Annotated in this window: 12 protein-coding genes; 11 read left to right on the forward strand and 1 reads right to left on the reverse strand. The window is 71.4% G+C overall.

Translation table 11 applies throughout. The features are described 5' to 3' along the window. The first annotated feature begins 178 nt into the window (after positions 1–178). The 9 genes from xylB to ACFXBC_RS04020 all read left to right on the forward strand — a co-directional run bounded on the left by xylB (position 179) and on the right by ACFXBC_RS04020 (position 12,896). Entirely contained in the window at positions 179–1,624 is a 1,446-nt protein-coding gene (gene xylB / locus ACFXBC_RS03980) for a xylulokinase (protein ID WP_385018385.1), read from the forward strand. Between the two features lie 134 nt (positions 1,625–1,758). Then, entirely contained in the window at positions 1,759–3,306 is a 1,548-nt protein-coding gene (locus ACFXBC_RS03985) for an APC family permease (RefSeq protein WP_385018387.1), read from the forward strand. Continuing rightward, positions 3,303–4,319 (forward strand): acetamidase/formamidase family protein, encoded by a 1,017-nt coding sequence (locus ACFXBC_RS03990; RefSeq protein ID WP_385018389.1) that lies wholly within the window; start codon positions 3,303–3,305, stop codon positions 4,317–4,319. Before ACFXBC_RS03985 ends, ACFXBC_RS03990 begins: the two co-directional genes overlap by 4 nt. 58 nt (positions 4,320–4,377) lie before the next feature. Continuing rightward, on the forward strand, positions 4,378–4,980 hold the full coding sequence (locus tag ACFXBC_RS03995) for an N-acetylmuramoyl-L-alanine amidase (protein ID WP_385018391.1): 603 nt from the start codon (positions 4,378–4,380) through the stop codon (positions 4,978–4,980). 87 nt (positions 4,981–5,067) lie between these two features. Continuing rightward, complete coding sequence (locus tag ACFXBC_RS04000) at positions 5,068–6,321, forward strand: GAF domain-containing protein (RefSeq protein ID WP_385018393.1); 1,254 nt, start codon at positions 5,068–5,070, stop codon at positions 6,319–6,321. A gap of 199 nt (positions 6,322–6,520) precedes the next feature. Further along, on the forward strand, positions 6,521–7,990 hold the full coding sequence (locus ACFXBC_RS04005) for an aldehyde dehydrogenase family protein (protein ID WP_385018395.1): 1,470 nt from the start codon (positions 6,521–6,523) through the stop codon (positions 7,988–7,990). Next, the gene (locus tag ACFXBC_RS04010) at positions 7,948–9,570 is read left to right on the forward strand and encodes an APC family permease (RefSeq protein WP_385018397.1); all 1,623 of its coding nucleotides are present in this window, start codon (positions 7,948–7,950) and stop codon (positions 9,568–9,570) included. The genes ACFXBC_RS04005 and ACFXBC_RS04010 overlap by 43 nt, the downstream gene beginning before the upstream one ends. 93 nt (positions 9,571–9,663) lie before the next feature. Then, on the forward strand, positions 9,664–11,241 hold the full coding sequence (locus ACFXBC_RS04015) for a GMC family oxidoreductase (RefSeq protein ID WP_385018399.1): 1,578 nt from the start codon (positions 9,664–9,666) through the stop codon (positions 11,239–11,241). Positions 11,242–11,372: 131 nt separating this feature from the next. Beyond that, positions 11,373–12,896 carry an aldehyde dehydrogenase family protein gene (locus ACFXBC_RS04020; RefSeq protein WP_385018401.1) on the forward strand — a complete coding sequence of 508 codons (1,524 nt, stop codon included), beginning with the start codon at positions 11,373–11,375 and terminating at the stop codon, positions 12,894–12,896. Between the two features lie 166 nt (positions 12,897–13,062). Here ACFXBC_RS04020 and ACFXBC_RS04025 read toward each other — a convergent pair whose 3' ends face one another. Next, positions 13,063–13,890 carry an alpha/beta fold hydrolase gene (locus ACFXBC_RS04025; RefSeq protein ID WP_385018403.1) on the reverse strand — a complete coding sequence of 276 codons (828 nt, stop codon included), beginning with the start codon at positions 13,888–13,890 and terminating at the stop codon, positions 13,063–13,065. Between the two features lie 112 nt (positions 13,891–14,002). Between ACFXBC_RS04025 and ACFXBC_RS04030 the strand changes: the two genes are divergently transcribed. Both ACFXBC_RS04030 and ACFXBC_RS04035 read left to right on the forward strand, forming a co-directional pair. After that, on the forward strand, positions 14,003–14,854 hold the full coding sequence (locus tag ACFXBC_RS04030) for a helix-turn-helix domain-containing protein (protein WP_385018405.1): 852 nt from the start codon (positions 14,003–14,005) through the stop codon (positions 14,852–14,854). Between the two features lie 144 nt (positions 14,855–14,998). Next, the gene (locus ACFXBC_RS04035; protein WP_385018407.1) at positions 14,999–15,505 is read left to right on the forward strand and encodes a cupin domain-containing protein; all 507 of its coding nucleotides are present in this window, start codon (positions 14,999–15,001) and stop codon (positions 15,503–15,505) included. Positions 15,506–15,639 lie beyond the last annotated feature (134 nt).

The raw sequence follows: 15,639 nt of genomic DNA on the forward strand, positions 1-15,639 counted from the left end.
GGGGGGGGCCGCCCGTCCCGCTCCGGCCCCGCCGCCGACGCCGCGCCGCAGCCGTCAACCGCTCCGCCGTCAGCACCGCTCCGCCGCCCGCCTGTTTCGTCATGGCGCTGAACAATTTAGTATCCAGGGCGCCGCCGGAAAGCGACCCGGCGCCCGGCACTCAGAGCGGAGCAGACCGATGACAGCACCTGAAGGCCCCCTGGTCATCGGAGTGGACTCCTCCACCCAGTCGACCAAGGTGCTGGTCGTCGACGCCGCGACCGGCGAGGTCGTCGCGCGCGGGCAGGCCGCGCACACCGTCACGGGCAGCGGCGGCGCCCGCGAGAGCGATCCGGAGCAGTGGTGGGGGGCGCTCACCGACGCGCTCCAGCAGTGCGGACCCGCCGCGGGCCGGGCCGCCGCGATCTCGGTCGGCGGTCAGCAGCACGGGCTCGTGACGCTGGACTCGGCGGGACGGCCGGTACGTCCGGCGATGCTCTGGAACGACGTCCGCTCCGCGCCGCAGAGCGAGCGCCTCATCGGGCAGTTGGGCGCGGACACCTGGGCCGGGCGCACCGGAAGCCTGCCGGGCCCCGCCATGACCGTCACCAAATGGGCCTGGCTGCTGGAGAACGAGCCGGACGCCGCCCGCGCCACCGCCGCGGTCCGGCTCCCGCACGACTACCTCACCGAACGGCTCACCGGCCGGGGCACCACCGACCGCGGCGACGCGTCGGGCACGTCCTGGTGGGCCACCAGCACACAGGCGTACGACGAGGAGATCCTGCAGCTCGCCGGGGTCTCCCCCGAACTGCTGCCCGATGTGGTGGGGCCGTCGGAAGCGGCGGGCACGGTACGCGGACTGCCCGGCCTGCCGCTCGCCGCCGGAACCCTGGTGGCGCCGGGCACCGGTGACAACGCCGCAGCCGCTCTCGGCCTCGGGCTGCGTCCCGGCCGGCCCGTCCTCAGCCTCGGCACATCGGGCACGGTGTACGCGGTGTCGAGGCGGCGGCCCGTCGATCCCTCGGGCACGGTCTCCGGTTTCGCCGACGCGCGGGGCGACTGGCTGCCGCTCGCCTGCACCCTCAACTGCACCCTGGCCGTGGACCGGATCGCCGCACTGCTCCAGCTGGACCGGGAGGCCGTCGAGCCCGGCGACGGCCCGGTGGTCCTGCCCTTTCTCGGCGGTGAGCGCACACCTCATCTGCCGCAGGCGGCGGGGCTGATGTACGGGCTGCGCCACGACACGACGGGCGGCCAGCTCCTCCAGGCCGCCTACGACGGCGCGGTCCACGCGCTGCTCGCCGCCCTGGACCGGGTCCTGGACGAGGAGGCCGACCCCGGCGCTCCGCTGCTGCTGATCGGCGGCGGGGCCCAGGGCACCGCCTGGCGGGAGACCGTACGGCGGCTGTCGGGGCGGCCGGTCCAGGTGCCCGAGGCGAAGGAGCTGGTGGCACTCGGCGCGGCGGCGCAGGCCGCTGGGCTGCTGCTCGGCGAGGACGCGGCCGAGGTCGCACGCCGCTGGGACACCACGCGGGGCCCCCGGTACGAGCCGCTCGCCGTGGACGAACCGGCTCTGCACCGGATCGGTGCCGTCCTCGCGGACGCGGATCCGCTGCTGCGCGGGGGCGAGCACCGGGGCTGACCGAACCGGCACCGGCCGCACCGGGCAACTCCCCCCGCTCCGCGAGCACATCGGCCTCTTCCGTCCCTCCCGTCCCTGCCCGTACGGTTGGCGGGCGGGACTCGTGCCGGTCGACGGACACAGGGAGTCGGAGAATGCCGGGGGAATCGGACCCAGGACTGCGGCGCGACGCCATCGGGCTGCGCGAGGTCCTCTTCCAGAGCATCACGGCCATGGCGCCCGCGGCGGCCGTCGCCGCGTCGATCCCGTCGGGCGCCGCCTTCGCGGGCGGCAGTCTGCCGCTCTCGGTGCTGGTGGCACTGGTGGCCTGTCTGTTCACCGCGTCGTGCGTGGCCGAGCTGGCACGGCAACTGCCCGCCGCCGGCTCGGTGGCGACGTACTCCGCACGCGGACTGCACCCGGCGGTCGGGTTCCTGGTCGGCTGGGGCTATGTCTTCGTCGAGGCGCTGGTGCCCGCGCTGCTCCTGCTCCAGCTGGGCTTCACCACGGGGGGCACCCTGCACCAGGAGTGGGCCTCGTACCCGGCGGATCTGTGGTGGCCGTGGTCCCTGGCGGGCGCGGTGGTCATCGCCCTGGCCGGTTTCTACGGCGTCCGGGCCTCGGCCCGCTTCGGCACCCTACTCGGCGTCTTCGAAGTGCTCGTCCTGCTGGTCTTCGCCGTCCTGCTGATCGTGAAGGCCGGGGACGCCAACACCCTCTCGGTGTTCGGCACTTCGCACACCGCCCATGGATACACGGGGGCCGGCGGGGTCTTCGCCGGATCCGTCTACACAGTGCTTGCCTTCGCCGGGTTCGAGGCGGCCGCACCGCTCGCCGAGGAGGCACGCGACCCGCGGCGCACCATGCGGCGGGCGGTGCTCGGGGCGGCCCTGGCGATCGGCCTGTTCTACGTCCTGACCACCTACGCCATGTCGGTGTACTTCGGCCCGGACCGGTTCGCCGGGTTCGGGGTCGCGGGGGCCGCGTCCTGGGAGGGGGTGGCGCGCGCCTCGTTCGGGTTCTTCTGGGTGCTGCTCTTCCTCGCCGTCGTCAACTCGACCATTGCCAACGCCAACGCGTGCGCGAACGTGTCGACGCGTACCGCTTTCGCGCTCGGGCGGATCGGGGTGTTCCCGCGCCCGTTCGCCCGGGTCCATCCCCGCCACCGCTCCCCCGTCACGGGGGTCGCGGCCCAGTTCGCCGTGGCAGTGGCCGCCGTGCTGGGGCTCGGTCTCGCGTACGGCCCGGAGACCGCCTTCGCGCTGCTCGCCACGGTGATCGTGACGGTGGTCATCGGCGTGTACATCGTCGTCAACCTGGCGTGTGCCGGGTACTTCCTGCGGCGCAGGCGCGATCTGTTCCGCCCGGTGCCGCATCTGCTCTTCCCGGTGCTGGGCATCGCCGCCTTCGTCCCGGCGCTCCTGACGGCGGCCGGGATCCCGGCCTTCGACTTCGTCTCCCCGCTGAAGCCGCCCGTCTCGTACGCGGGACCGGTGGTCGGCGGCTGGATGCTGGCCGGTGTGGTGGTGCTGGCCGTGCTGGTGCGCAGACACCCCGCGCGGCTCGCCGAGACGGGCCGGGTGCATCTGGACGGGCCGCCGGTCCCGGCCGGGGTCCGGAACCAGGAGGGTCGCAGCGGCGTTACCGGGGAAGACGACCCGACGCACCACACGACCGACGAGACAGGAGAGTTGCCCGCATGAGTGATCCGCGCATCCTGACAGTGCGGCCCAACGAGGGTGAGTACGCCTGGACGTTCGGCGGGGCGGCCCCGGTGGCCCGCATCGCCCCCGGCACCGTCCTCGATCTGTTCACCGAGGACTGCTTCGCGGGACGGGTGCGCTCCGAGAAGGACCTGGTCTCCGAGGTCTGCGAGTTCCCCTTCCTCAACCCGCAGACCGGCCCCTTCCACATCGAGGGCGCCGAGCCCGGCGACACGGTGGCCGTGCACTTTGTGTCGGTCGAACCGGCCCGGGACTGGGCCGCGTCGACGACCGTCCCGCTCTTCGGCGCGCTGACCTCCACCCACACGACGGCCACCCTGCAGCCCCCGCTGCCCGAGGTCGTATGGATGTGGGAGCTGGACCGCGAGCGGCGCACCTGTCTCTTCCGGGCGCGGGACAGCGACATCGAGGTCGCCCTGCCGATGGACCCGATGCACGGGACGGTGGGGGTGGCCCCGGCCAATCTGGAGGTGCGCTCCGCGCTGGTGCCCGACGCGCACGGCGGGAACATGGACACACCCGAGATGCGGGCGGGTGTCACCTGCTATCTGGGGGTGAACGTCGAAGGCGCCCTGCTCAGCCTCGGCGACGGGCACGCCCGGCAGGGCGAGGGCGAGACCTGCGGGGTGGCCGTGGAGTGCGCCATGAACACCGTCGTCGTGGTCGAGCTGCTGAAGGGCGTGGCGACACCCTGGCCCCGTCTGGAGTCGGACACCCATCTGATGTCGACCGGATCGGCCCGCCCGCTGGAGGACGCCTTCCGGATCTCCCAGCTCGACCTGGTCCAGTGGATGGCGCGCGACTACGGTCTGTCCGAACTGGACGCGTACCAGCTGCTCTCCCAGGCGGGCGAGGCCCCGCTCGGCAATGTCTGCGACACCAACTACACCTGTGTCGCGAAGATCCGCAAGGAATGGCTGCCCGCGGGAGAACCGCACCGCGGTCTGCACCGTCATCTCAGGGAGACCGCGGCGACACTCCCCCGGCTCTGAGGCCGCACCGGGCCGCTTCGCCGGCAGACAGACGTTCCCCCCACCCCAGGAGAGACAGATGGCCCCCAACGCACCGGGTCCCAGCCGCAGACGGCTGCTGCAGAGCGCGGCGTTCGTGGCCGCCGCGAGCGCCCTGCTGCCCGCGACCGACGCGGACGCGGACAGCGCGACGGACACCGACTACCCGACCGCCCACTGGCACCCCGCGTCGACCGCCAACTACACCGCCTCCACCCGCCCTTCGGCCTATCTGGTGGACCGGGTGGTCATCCACGTCACCCAGGAGACCTTCGCCGACACCCTGGCCATCTTCCAGGACCCGGCGAAAGCGGTCACCGCCCACTACGTGGTGCGCTCCGACGACGGGTACATCGCGCAGTGCGTCCGGGAGCACGACATCGCCTGGCACGCGGGGAACTGGGGCTACAACACCCGCAGCATCGGTATCGAGCACGAGGGCTGGGTCGACAAGCCCGAGTACTTCACCGACGCCCTGTACGAGAAGTCCGCGGCGCTCACGGCGTCCGTCTGCGACCGGTACGCGATTCCCAAGGACCGCACGCACATCATCGGGCACGTCGAAGTCCCGGGCACCGACCACACCGACCCCGGCCCCCACTGGGACTGGGTGCGCTATCTGCGGCTGGTCAACTCCGCCTGACGGGACGCTTGCCCGCTCCCGCCGCCGGGGCGACGATGGCGGGGCGACGATGGCCCTGGCCGGTGCACCGGGGCCGGGGAGGCCGAGTTGACCGACACATGGGTGGCTCTGGAGGCGGGAGCCGATCCCGCGCGGCGCCGCAGGGCGCTGCGCGGGGCGTACGAGTCGTTCGCCGCAGCGGGGCGCGTCGAGCGGCCGGTGCGCGCCGGGGTCGCGGAGTCCTGGCGGCGCTCGGCCCGCGCACGGGTCAGCCGCGAGGGGACGGCGCATGTCGAGATGGACGACGACGGGCTCGCGGCATACCGGGACGGCCATCCGCTGGCCCGGGTGATGCCGCTGTTCCGCGAGCTGATGGGCGCCTACGCGATGGACGGCGAACATCTGCTGGCGGTGTGCGACGCCCATGGGCGGCTGCTCTGGGTGGAGGGGCACGCGACGCCCCGCAGACAGGCCGGCCTGATGAACTTCGTCCCGGGGGCGCGCTGGGCGGAGGCGGCGACCGGGACCAACGCGCCCGGCACCGCCATCGCCGTCGACCGCCCCGTCCAGGTCTTCGCGGCCGAACACTTCCAGCGGCCCGCCCACCCGTGGACGTGCGCCGCGGCGCCGGTCCACGATCCGGGCACCGGACGGGTGCTGGGCGCCGTGGACATCACCGGCGGCGACCGGCTGGCCCACCCGCACAGCCTGGCCTTCGTCGGCGCGGTCGCACGGGCCGCCGAGTCACAGCTCGCGCTGCTCGCGCCGCCGCCCGCACCCGGCTCCGTACAGCTGTCGGTGCTGGGGCGGGACGCCGCGCTCCTGGTGGCGGACGGCCGCACGTACGGGCTCAGCCGGCGGCACAGCGAGATCCTCACGGTGCTCGCCCAGCGCCCGGAGGGTGTCACCGGGGACGAGTTGCTGGTCGAGCTGTACGAGGACGAGTCGGTCACCCCGGTCACCCTGCGCGCGGAACTGTTCCGGCTGCGCGGGCTGCTCGGCCCGGACCTGCTGCGGTCGCGTCCCTACCGGCTGGCCGGGCCGGTCGGCACCGACTTCGCCCGGGTGGCACGCCTGCTGGCGTCCGGGGCGGTGACCTCGGCGATGAACGCGTACGCCGGGCCGCCGCTGCCCGGATCGCGGGCGCCCGCCGTGGTCCGGCTGCGCAGGCGCCTCGCCGACCAGCTGCGGGAGGCGCTGATCGCACGCGGGGATCCGGGGCTGCTCGCGGACTGGGCGTACAGCCCGTGGGGCGAGGACGACCTCCCCGTCTGGCAGGCGCTGGCCACGGCGCTGCCCGCCCGGCAGCGGTCGTCCGCCGTGTCACGGGTGCGTGAGCTCGACGCCTGGCAGCGTTCCTGAGCACGGCCGTCTTCCCCCGACTGCCTCTCCCGTACTGCGCGGTCGCCCGGTGCTCCTTACTGTCGGCTGATAGAGCACGTGCCCGGCGGTGCGGCACGGCCGGCCGGCAGCCACCGCGGACCGGTGCGGCGCCGCCGCCGGGGCGCGACCGCATGGAGTGTCCACGCGTCAGCCGGACGCCCGAACCGGAGGAGTCCCCATGCCTGAGCTGTTCATCGGCGGCATCTGGCAGGCCGCCGCTGACGGGGGGCTCCGCGAAATCCGCTGCCCCGCCGACGGCACCCTGGTCGCGACGGTCGACGAGGGCGGGACGCGGGACGCGTCGGCCGCGGTCGCCGCGGCGCGTGAGGCGTTCGACCGCGGCCCGTGGCCTGCCACCCCCGCCGCCGAGCGGGGCGCGCTGCTGCTGCGGGTCGCCGCCCTGATCGAACGCGACCAGGACGCGCTCGCCCGCGCCGAGTCCCTGGACACCGGGAAGCGGCTCGTGGAGAGCGAGTACGACATGGCGGACATCGCCAACTGCTTCCGCTACTTCGGCAATCTGGTGGCGTCCGGTGGCACCGACCGCATCGTCGACACCGGGGACCCCGGCATCGACAGCCGGGTCGTGCATGAACCGGTCGGGGTGTGCGCGCTCATCACGCCCTGGAACTATCCGCTGCTGCAGACCGCCTGGAAGGTCGCCCCCGCGCTCGGGGCGGGCAACACGTTCGTACTGAAGCCGAGCGAACTGACCCCGCACACCGCCGTCTTCCTGATGCGGCTGCTGGCCGAGGCCGGGCTGCCCGACGGAGCGGCGAACCTGGTGCTCGGCACCGGGCCGGACGTCGGCGCCCCCCTCAGTGAGGATCCGCGGGTCGACATGGTGTCGTTCACCGGCGGACTGGTCACCGGGCGCCGCATCATGGCCGCCGCGGCCCCCACGGTGAAGAAGGTCGCCCTGGAACTCGGCGGCAAGAACCCCAACATCGTCTTCGCGGACGCGGAGTACGAGAGCGCGGTCGACTACGCCCTGACCGCCGTGTTCCTCCACTCCGGCCAGGTCTGCTCGGCCGGGGCGCGGCTCCTCGTCCAGGACGAGCTGCACGACCGGTTCGTCGAGGACGTGGTGGCCGGGGCGCGGGCCATCCGGCTGGGCGGCCCCTTCGACGAGAACGCCCGTACCGGTCCGCTGATCTCGGCGGCACACCGCGAGAAGGTGGAGGCCTATGTGGCGGCGGGGGTGGCCGAGGGCGCGGTGCTCCGGTGCGGGGGCGCGCGGCCGGACGACCCGGCGCTCGACGACGGCTTCTACTACCTGCCGACGGTGCTGGACGAGTGCACCCGGGAGATGTCCGTGGTGCGCGACGAGTCGTTCGGGCCGGTCCTGACCGTCGAGCGGTTCCGCGACGAGGACGAGGCGGTCGCCCTCGCCAACGACACGGTCTACGGGCTGTCCGGCGGGGTCTGGTCCCAGGACGTGGGCCGGGCCCACCGGGTGGCGTCCCGGATGCGGGCGGGCACCGTATGGATCAACGACTTCCAGCCGTATGTGCCGCAGGCGGAGTGGGGCGGGATGAAACAGTCGGGCTTCGGGCGCGAGCTGGGCCCCGCGGGTCTCGCGGAGTACCAGGAGGCCAAACATGTGTGGCGCAATCTGTCGCCGCGTCCGCTGCGGTGGTTCGAGTGAACCGGGACGGCGCCGGGACGGACGGCGCCGCACCGGAGCCCGCGGACGCCGCCCGTACCCAGAACCAGCACGACGACGACTCGCTCTCGGCCTTCGGCTACAAACCCGAACTCAAGCGCACCCTCGGCAACTTCCACACCTTCGCCGCCGGGATCAGCTACATCTCGATCCTGACCGGCACCTTCCAGCTCTTCTACTTCGGGGTCAGCTTCGGCGGGCCCGCCTACTGGTGGTCCTGGCCGATGGTCTTCGTCGGCCAGCTGATGGTGGCCCTCTGCTTCTGCGAGCTGGCCGCCCGGTATCCGGTGGCCGGCTCGGTCTACAACTGGGCGAAGAAGCTCGGCGGCCCGCACATCGGCTGGCTGGGCGGCTGGATGATGATGACCGCCACGATGGTCTCGCTGGCCGCCGTGGCGCTCGCGTACCAGATCACGCTGCCGCAGATCTCATCGACGTTCCAGTTCATCGGCAACGGCAGCGGCAAGACGGACGCCGCGGAGAACGCCGTCCTGCTGGGCAGCGTACTGATCCTCTTCACCACCCTGGTCAACGCCTTCGGGGTCAAGCTGATGGCCAGGATCAACTCCGCGGGAGTCATGGTCGAGCTGATCGCGGCCGTCGTACTGATCATCCTGCTGGCCGCGCACATCACCAGGGGCCCCGCCGCGATCACCCAGACCCATGGCATCGGCGCCGGGCAGACCCTGGGCTACCTCCGCGCGTTCCTGACCGCGTCGCTCGCCTCCGCGTATGTGATGTACGGCTTCGACACGGCGTCCTCGCTCGGGGAGGAGAGCGTCGATCCCAGCCGGAACGCCCCGCGGGCGATCCTTCGGGCCCTGTTCTTCTCGTTCCTGCTCGGCGGGCTCATCCTGCTCTTCGCGCTGCTGGCCGTCCCCGATCTGACGTCGAAGAAGCTGTCCGCGGACGGTCTGCAGTACGTGGTGCTCTCCACGCTCGGTTCGACGGTCGGCCAGATCGTGCTGTGGTGCGTGGTCATCGCCATCACGGTCTGCGAACTCGCGGTACACGCGGCGGGCATCCGGCTGGCGTTCGCGATGGCCCGCGACAACTGTCTGCCGGCTTCGTCGCTGCTCGCCCGGGTCAGCCCGCGGTTCAAGACACCGGTCCTGCCCGCGATCATCATCGGGGTCGTCGGCATCGTCATCCTGGTGATCAACATCAATCAGCCGCAGATCTTCTCGGTGATCACGAGCATCGCGATCATCATGATCTACGTGGCGTATCTGATGGTCACCACGCCGATGCTGATCCGGCGGCTGCGCGGCACCTGGGAGCCGGTCGAGGGCCGCTTCTCGCTCGGCCGCTTCGGACTTCCCGTCAACATCCTCGCGGTGCTGTGGGGCTTCGCCATGTCGCTCAATCTGGCCTGGCCTCGCAGCCAGGTCTACAACGCGACGGGCCCGCACCACTGGTACCTGCAGTGGGGCGCGTTCGTCTTCATCGGGATCGTGGGCGGCGGGGGGTTCGCGTACTACTGGTTCGTCCAGCGCAAGAAGGCCGGCGTACTGGACGCGCACCGCGCCGTCCTGAAGGAACCGCCGCCGCCCACCGCGTGAACCGGTCCGCCCCGGGGCCACCGGCCGTCCGCCCCGCCCCTCCACTCCCTCCCGCCTCTCCCTCCCCGTCGAATCCCCTGATCTGGAGCAGCGATGTCCGAGGAAACACCCGAACGCGCCGACGAGCGCGGTGCGTACGACTACGTGGTGGTGGGCGGCGGGACCGCGGGCGCGGTCATCGCGGCCCGGCTGAGCGAGGACCCCTCGGTCACCGTCTGTGTGCTGGAGGCGGGGCCTTCGGACGCCGGCGACGACAATGTGCTGCAACTCGACCGATGGATGGAGCTCCTTGAGTCCGGCTACGACTGGGACTACCCGGTGGAGCCGCAGGAGAACGGCAACAGCTTCATGCGGCACGCCCGCGCCAAGGTGCTGGGCGGCTGCTCGTCGCACAACTCCTGCATCGCCTTCTGGGCCCCGGCCGAGGACCTCGACGAGTGGGGCGCGCTGGGCTGTACGGGATGGAGCGCGGCGGACTGCTTCCCGCTCTACCGGCGGCTGGAGAGCAACGACGCTCCCGGTGACCACCACGGCCGCTCCGGCCCTGTCACCATTCGTACCGTCCCGCCGGCCGACCCGTGCGGTGTGGCGCTGCTCGACGCCTGCTCGGAAGCGGGGATCCCCCGTACACCGTTCAACACGGGGCGGACCGTGGTGCGCGGGGCCGACTGGTTCCAGATCAACGCCCGTACGGACGGCACGCGTTCGTCGGCATCGGTCTCGTATCTGCACCCGGTGCTCGCGGAGCGGCCGAACCTGGAGATCCGGACCGGCCTCCAGGCCAGGCGGCTGCTCTTCGACGCGCACGAACGCTGCACGGGTGTCGAGTATCTGGAGCCCGACACCATCCACAGCGGCTCGGTGACCGCACGGCGTGAGGTGATCGTCAGCTGCGGGGCCATCGATTCACCGAAGCTGCTGATGCTCTCCGGCATCGGACCTGCTGGGCATCTGCGGGAGAACGGGATCGGCGTACGGGTGGACTCCCCCGGGGTGGGGTCGCATCTCCAGGACCACCCGGAGGGCGTGATCATGTGGGAGGCGAAGCAGCCCATGGTCACCTCGTCCACCCAGTGGTGGGAGATCGGGATCTTCTCCGACACCGAACCGGACCTGGACCGGCCCGACCTGATGTTCCACTACGGCTCGGTGCCCTTCGACATGAACACCTACCGGCGCGGCTATCCGACGACGGACAACGCGTTCTGCCTCACGCCGAACGTCACCCGGGCCCGCTCGATGGGCACGGTACGGCTGCGCACCCGCGACTTCCGCGACAAGCCCCGGGTCGATCCGCGTTACTTCACCGACGACCACGACATCCGGGTGATGACCTACGGGCTGCGGCTCGCGCGGAAGATCGTCTCCCAGGCGCCGATGGCCGACTGGGCGGGCCCCGAGCTGGCGCCGGGGCCGGCCGTGCGCTCCGACGACGAGCTGTTCTCGTACATCCGGGAGACCCACAACACCGTGTACCACCCGGCCGGGACGGTCCGGATGGGCGCGCCGGGGGACCCGGAATCGCCGCTCGATCCGCAGCTGCGCGTGAAGGGCGTCACCGGGCTGCGGGTCGCCGACGCCTCGGTCATGCCGTTCCTGCCGACCGTGAATCCCTGCATCACCACCATGATGATCGGCGAGAAGTGCGCCGACATGATCAAGGAGGGCTGACCGGAGAACTGAGGGCTGAGGGCTGAAACAGGAAGTCCGCCGTCGCAACGTGGTCGCAACGTCGCGCTCCCTACCCTCGGCTCCGAGCGCCGTCCGACGGCGGGCGGCGCGGATTCCGGGAGGCCACTGACATGACCCGTTACGCAGCGCCGGGTACCGAGGGCGCGATCGTCTCGTACGAGTCGCGCTACGACCACTGGATCGGCGGGGAGTTCGTCCCGCCCGCACGCGGGCAGTACTTCGAGAACCCGAGCCCGGTCAACGGCAGGCCGTTCACGGAGATCGCCCGCGGCACCGCCGAGGACGTCGAACGCGCCCTGGACGCGGCGCATGCGGCGGCCCCCGGCTGGGGGCGCACCCCGGCGGGTGACAGGGCCACCGTCCTCAACCGGATCGCCGACCGGATGGAGGCGCATCTGGAGGAGCTGGCGGTCGCCGAGAGCTGGGAGAACGGCAAGCCCGTCCGCGAGACGCTGGCTGCCGACATCCCGCTCGCCATCGACCACTTCCGCTATTTCGCGGGCGCGCTGCGGGCCCAGGAGGGGACGCTCAGCGAGATCGACGACGACACCGTCGCGTACCACTTCCACGAGCCGCTCGGTGTGGTCGGCCAGATCATCCCGTGGAACTTCCCGATCCTGATGGCGACCTGGAAGCTCGCACCGGCGCTGGCCGCGGGGAACGCGGTGGTGCTCAAGCCCGCCGAACAGACCCCGGCCTCCATCCACTTCCTGATGGGCCTGATCGCCGATCTGCTGCCGGCCGGTGTGGTCAACATCGTCAACGGCTTCGGCGCCGAGGCGGGCAAGCCGCTGGCGTCGAGCCCGCGGGTGGCGAAGATCGCGTTCACCGGCGAGACCACCACCGGGCGGCTGATCATGCAGTACGCCTCCGAGAACATCAAACCGGTCACACTCGAACTCGGCGGCAAGTCACCGAACATCTTCTTCGACGACGTGTGGTCGGCGGACGACGACTTCCGCGACAAGGCACTTGAGGGCTTCACGATGTTCGCGCTCAACCAGGGCGAGGTGTGCACCTGCCCTTCGCGCGCGCTGATCCAGAGCGGTCACTACAGCGAGTTCCTGGAAGCGGGCATCGCACGCACCGAGCAGATCCAGCCGGGCCACCCCCTGGACACCGACACCATGATCGGCGCGCAGGCCTCCAACGACCAGCTGCAGAAGATCCTTTCGTATCTGGACATCGGCCGGCAGGAGGGCGCGAAGGTCCTCACCGGAGGCCGGCGCGTCGAGTACGACGGCGAACTGGCCGGCGGATACTACGTCCAGCCGACGGTCTTCGAGGGCGACAACCGGATGCGGGTCTTCCAGGAGGAGATCTTCGGCCCGGTGGTCGCCGTCACGTCCTTCTCCGACTTCGACGACGCGATCAGCACGGCCAACGACACGCTGTACGGGCTCGGCGCCGGCGTATGGACCAGGGACATGAACACGGCCTACCGTGCCGGCCGCGCCATCCAGGCGGGCCGCGTCTGGACGAACTGCTACCACGCCTACCCCGCGCACGCGGCCTTCGGCGGCTACAAGCAGTCGGGGATCGGGCGGGAGAACCACCGGATGATGCTCGACCACTACCAGCAGACGAAGAACCTGCTGGTGTCCTACTCGCCGAAGAAGCTGGGGTTCTTCTGACACGGCTGTCCCGTAATCCCTGGCGGGCGCACGGAAAGCAGGCCAGGGCGGCCCCGGGCCACCGGGCCCTCGCGGGTGTTCGCAGGGGCCGGGACCGGGACTTCCCCACGATCGCCGGTTCGGCCGACCGGCGATCGTGGCCTGTGCCCGCGGGCCCGCGCGGCGTCTACTCCCGGGACGCGTCCACCTCCCAAGGATCATCCTGGCCGACCCGCGGCACGGCCCTCAGTACGAAGGAGGTGATCGCCTCGGCGAGGTCGGCCGGAGCTTCCAGCGGGATCAGGTGACCCGTGTGAGGGATCACCACGAAGTCGGCTCCGGAAAGATAAGGCAGCAGGTGCTCGATGAGCACGCCGACCGGCTCGACACGGTCGTTCTCTCCGGCGACGACCAGCGCGGGCACCCTGATCAGGCGGGTGTGCCCGGTGATGTCCTCTGCGATGCCGTGCAGCGGCCACTCCGTACGGGCGGCGCCGGCGCCGGCACGTGAATCGGCCGCGATCCGTTGCTTGACCGATTCGGGCAGCTCGGTCGCGGTGAGAATGTTGTCCCGCACTCCGGCGACGGACTCGTCGGAGTCGTAGGCATGGGAGAGGTCTTCCTGGTACTGGGGGGTGATCTCCGCGGCGGGCTTCGCCGGGCCGGAGCCGACGAGGACGATCCCCCGGAGGCCGGTGGGCCGGGCCGCCGCGACCAGTTGGGCGACCTTGCCGCCCATGGAATGTCCGACGAGGAGGTAATCGGTGACACCCGCGTCGGCGATCACGGCGAGCGTGTCGTCCGCGAGCCGGCGCAGCGTGCAGGGGCCGGGCAGACCGCTTGAGCGGCTCCACCCACGGAAGTCCGGGGTGAGTACGTCATGTCCCGGAAGGCGATCGACGACGAGGTCCCAGGTGCGGGCGGATCCACCCCAGTAGTGCAGGAACACCAGAGTCGGTCCGGTCCCCGGCCGGTGGTCGTAAGCGGGCAGCAGGGACTGTGGTGCCGTGTTCATCGCGATTCCCTCGATCGGTGTGCCGTGGCGGATCTTCCGCGTATCCATTGAATGTCCGCGGGACGTCCCGGGCATCGGCGTGACTGGTCGCCCCATGGTGGAAACTGGACACATGACCGCGATCCGGCAGATGACCTACCAGCCCGTCGGGCGTGACGCCGCCGCTGTCGAGACGATGACGTTCGACCGGCTTCGCGAGCTCAACGACGGCGGCACACAACGTGCCGACTTCCATGTACTCGCCGTCGTCGACGCCGGACAGGGATCCGTCATGGTCGACTTCCTCCGGCACCCGCTCGGGAAGCGGTCCGCGGTATGGCTCCCTCCTGGCACGGTGCACCGGTGGGACGAAATCGCGGGCGTGGCAGGGCACATCGTGCTGTTCGTCCCCACCGCACCGGTCACCCACACCACCCGCGAACTCGTCGCAACCCCGGACACGGACGCGCGGTGGACCGTCCCCGACGCCGAATGGCCGTACGTCGACGCCGCGCGGAACCATCTCCTCCTCGAAGCATCCGCCCCGCCCGGAGACGTATCGGCGGAGCTGCCACGGATCCTGCTCTCCGCGCTCATCGCCCGGCTCCGGCCGCCGCACTCCGAAGCACGGCCGGCGAATCCGGTGTTCAGTCTGTTCCGGTCCAGTGTCGAAGCGCACTTCCGGGAGCACCACGACGCCGGGTACTACGCCCGGTCCCTGGGGTACGCGCCCCGCACCCTCTCCAGAGCGGCGCAGCAGGCCACCGGCCGCACGGCGAAGGCGTACATCGCCGATCGGATCGTCCTGGAAGCCAAACGGCTCCTCGCTCACGACCGCCTCACCGCGGCCGGCTGCGCCGGCGCGCTCGGCTTCCCCGACGCGTCCAACTTCTCGGTGTTCTTCCGGAGGGCGACAGGTGTCCGCCCGGGCGCCTGGCGGACCACGGAGATCACACAGCCGCGCACGGGCCTCACCTCGGTCTGATTCCGCCGCCGCGGGACCCCGAGAGCCTGCGCTGCCGCAGGTGAAATGCCGGGTGAAACACCAACGGAAGTAGCAGGTGCGCGACCGGACGCCGTACGGAGGGCGCCGCTTGACGTCCTTCTGGGCGGGCCCTAGCGTGCGGCCATGAGCGAGCCGTTGACCAGCCCCGGCGAGGGTTTCCACCCACACCTGCACGATTCACCTGACCACGCGGCGGCACCGCTGCGCACCCGGTTGCACCACATCCGGGCGGGCTCCCTGGACGGCGGCACGGCACAGACCGACGGGATGCGCCGGTTCGCGGCCATCAGCGGGACGACGACCGGTTCCGAGAAACTCTGGATGGGCGAGACCCGCGTCGCGGCCGCGACCTCATCGTCCGACCACCACCACGGCGAGTCCGAGACCGCCATCTATGTGGTGAGCGGTCACCCCGAGTTCGTCTTCCTGGATGATTCGGGCCAGGGGCCGGAGGAGGTACGGCTGCGTACCGGGCCCGGTGACTATGTCTTCGTCCCGCCGTTCGTACCGCACCGGGAGGAGAACCCCGACCCCGACGACGAGGCCGTTGTCGTCATCGCCCGCAGCACTCAGGAGGCGATCGTGGTGAACCTCGCCGGGTTGTACGCGCTGCCGACCGCGCAGACCTGACCCACCCGCCCGGTCCCCGGCGGCCCTTCTCGCGGGCAGCGTCCTGACCGGGCCGGCGGGTGACCGACGACCGGGTCCTCCCCCTGGGCAGACCTCTTGACAAAGAGAGTGCGGCCTATCGATCATAGAACTCA

This window comes from Streptomyces sp. NPDC059398 (genome assembly GCF_042751845.1).
Taxonomy (GTDB): domain Bacteria; phylum Actinomycetota; class Actinomycetes; order Streptomycetales; family Streptomycetaceae; genus Streptomyces.

Excerpts from the sequence above, each read along its gene's own strand:
- ACFXBC_RS04020 (WP_385018401.1), top strand. The coding sequence starts at position 11,373 with ATGACCCGTTACGCAGCGCCGGGTACCGAGGGCGCGATCGTCTCGTAC.
- ACFXBC_RS04005 (WP_385018395.1), top strand. The coding sequence starts at position 6,521 with ATGCCTGAGCTGTTCATCGGCGGCATCTGGCAGGCCGCCGCTGACGGG.
- ACFXBC_RS04015 (WP_385018399.1), top strand. The coding sequence starts at position 9,664 with ATGTCCGAGGAAACACCCGAACGCGCCGACGAGCGCGGTGCGTACGAC.
- ACFXBC_RS03995 (WP_385018391.1), top strand. The coding sequence starts at position 4,378 with ATGGCCCCCAACGCACCGGGTCCCAGCCGCAGACGGCTGCTGCAGAGC.
- xylB (WP_385018385.1), top strand. The coding sequence starts at position 179 with ATGACAGCACCTGAAGGCCCCCTGGTCATCGGAGTGGACTCCTCCACC.
- ACFXBC_RS03985 (WP_385018387.1), top strand. The coding sequence starts at position 1,759 with ATGCCGGGGGAATCGGACCCAGGACTGCGGCGCGACGCCATCGGGCTG.
- ACFXBC_RS04030 (WP_385018405.1), top strand. The coding sequence starts at position 14,003 with ATGACCGCGATCCGGCAGATGACCTACCAGCCCGTCGGGCGTGACGCC.
- ACFXBC_RS04025 (WP_385018403.1), bottom strand. The coding sequence starts at position 13,890 with ATGAACACGGCACCACAGTCCCTGCTGCCCGCTTACGACCACCGGCCG.
- ACFXBC_RS03990 (WP_385018389.1), top strand. The coding sequence starts at position 3,303 with ATGAGTGATCCGCGCATCCTGACAGTGCGGCCCAACGAGGGTGAGTAC.
- ACFXBC_RS04035 (WP_385018407.1), top strand. The coding sequence starts at position 14,999 with ATGAGCGAGCCGTTGACCAGCCCCGGCGAGGGTTTCCACCCACACCTG.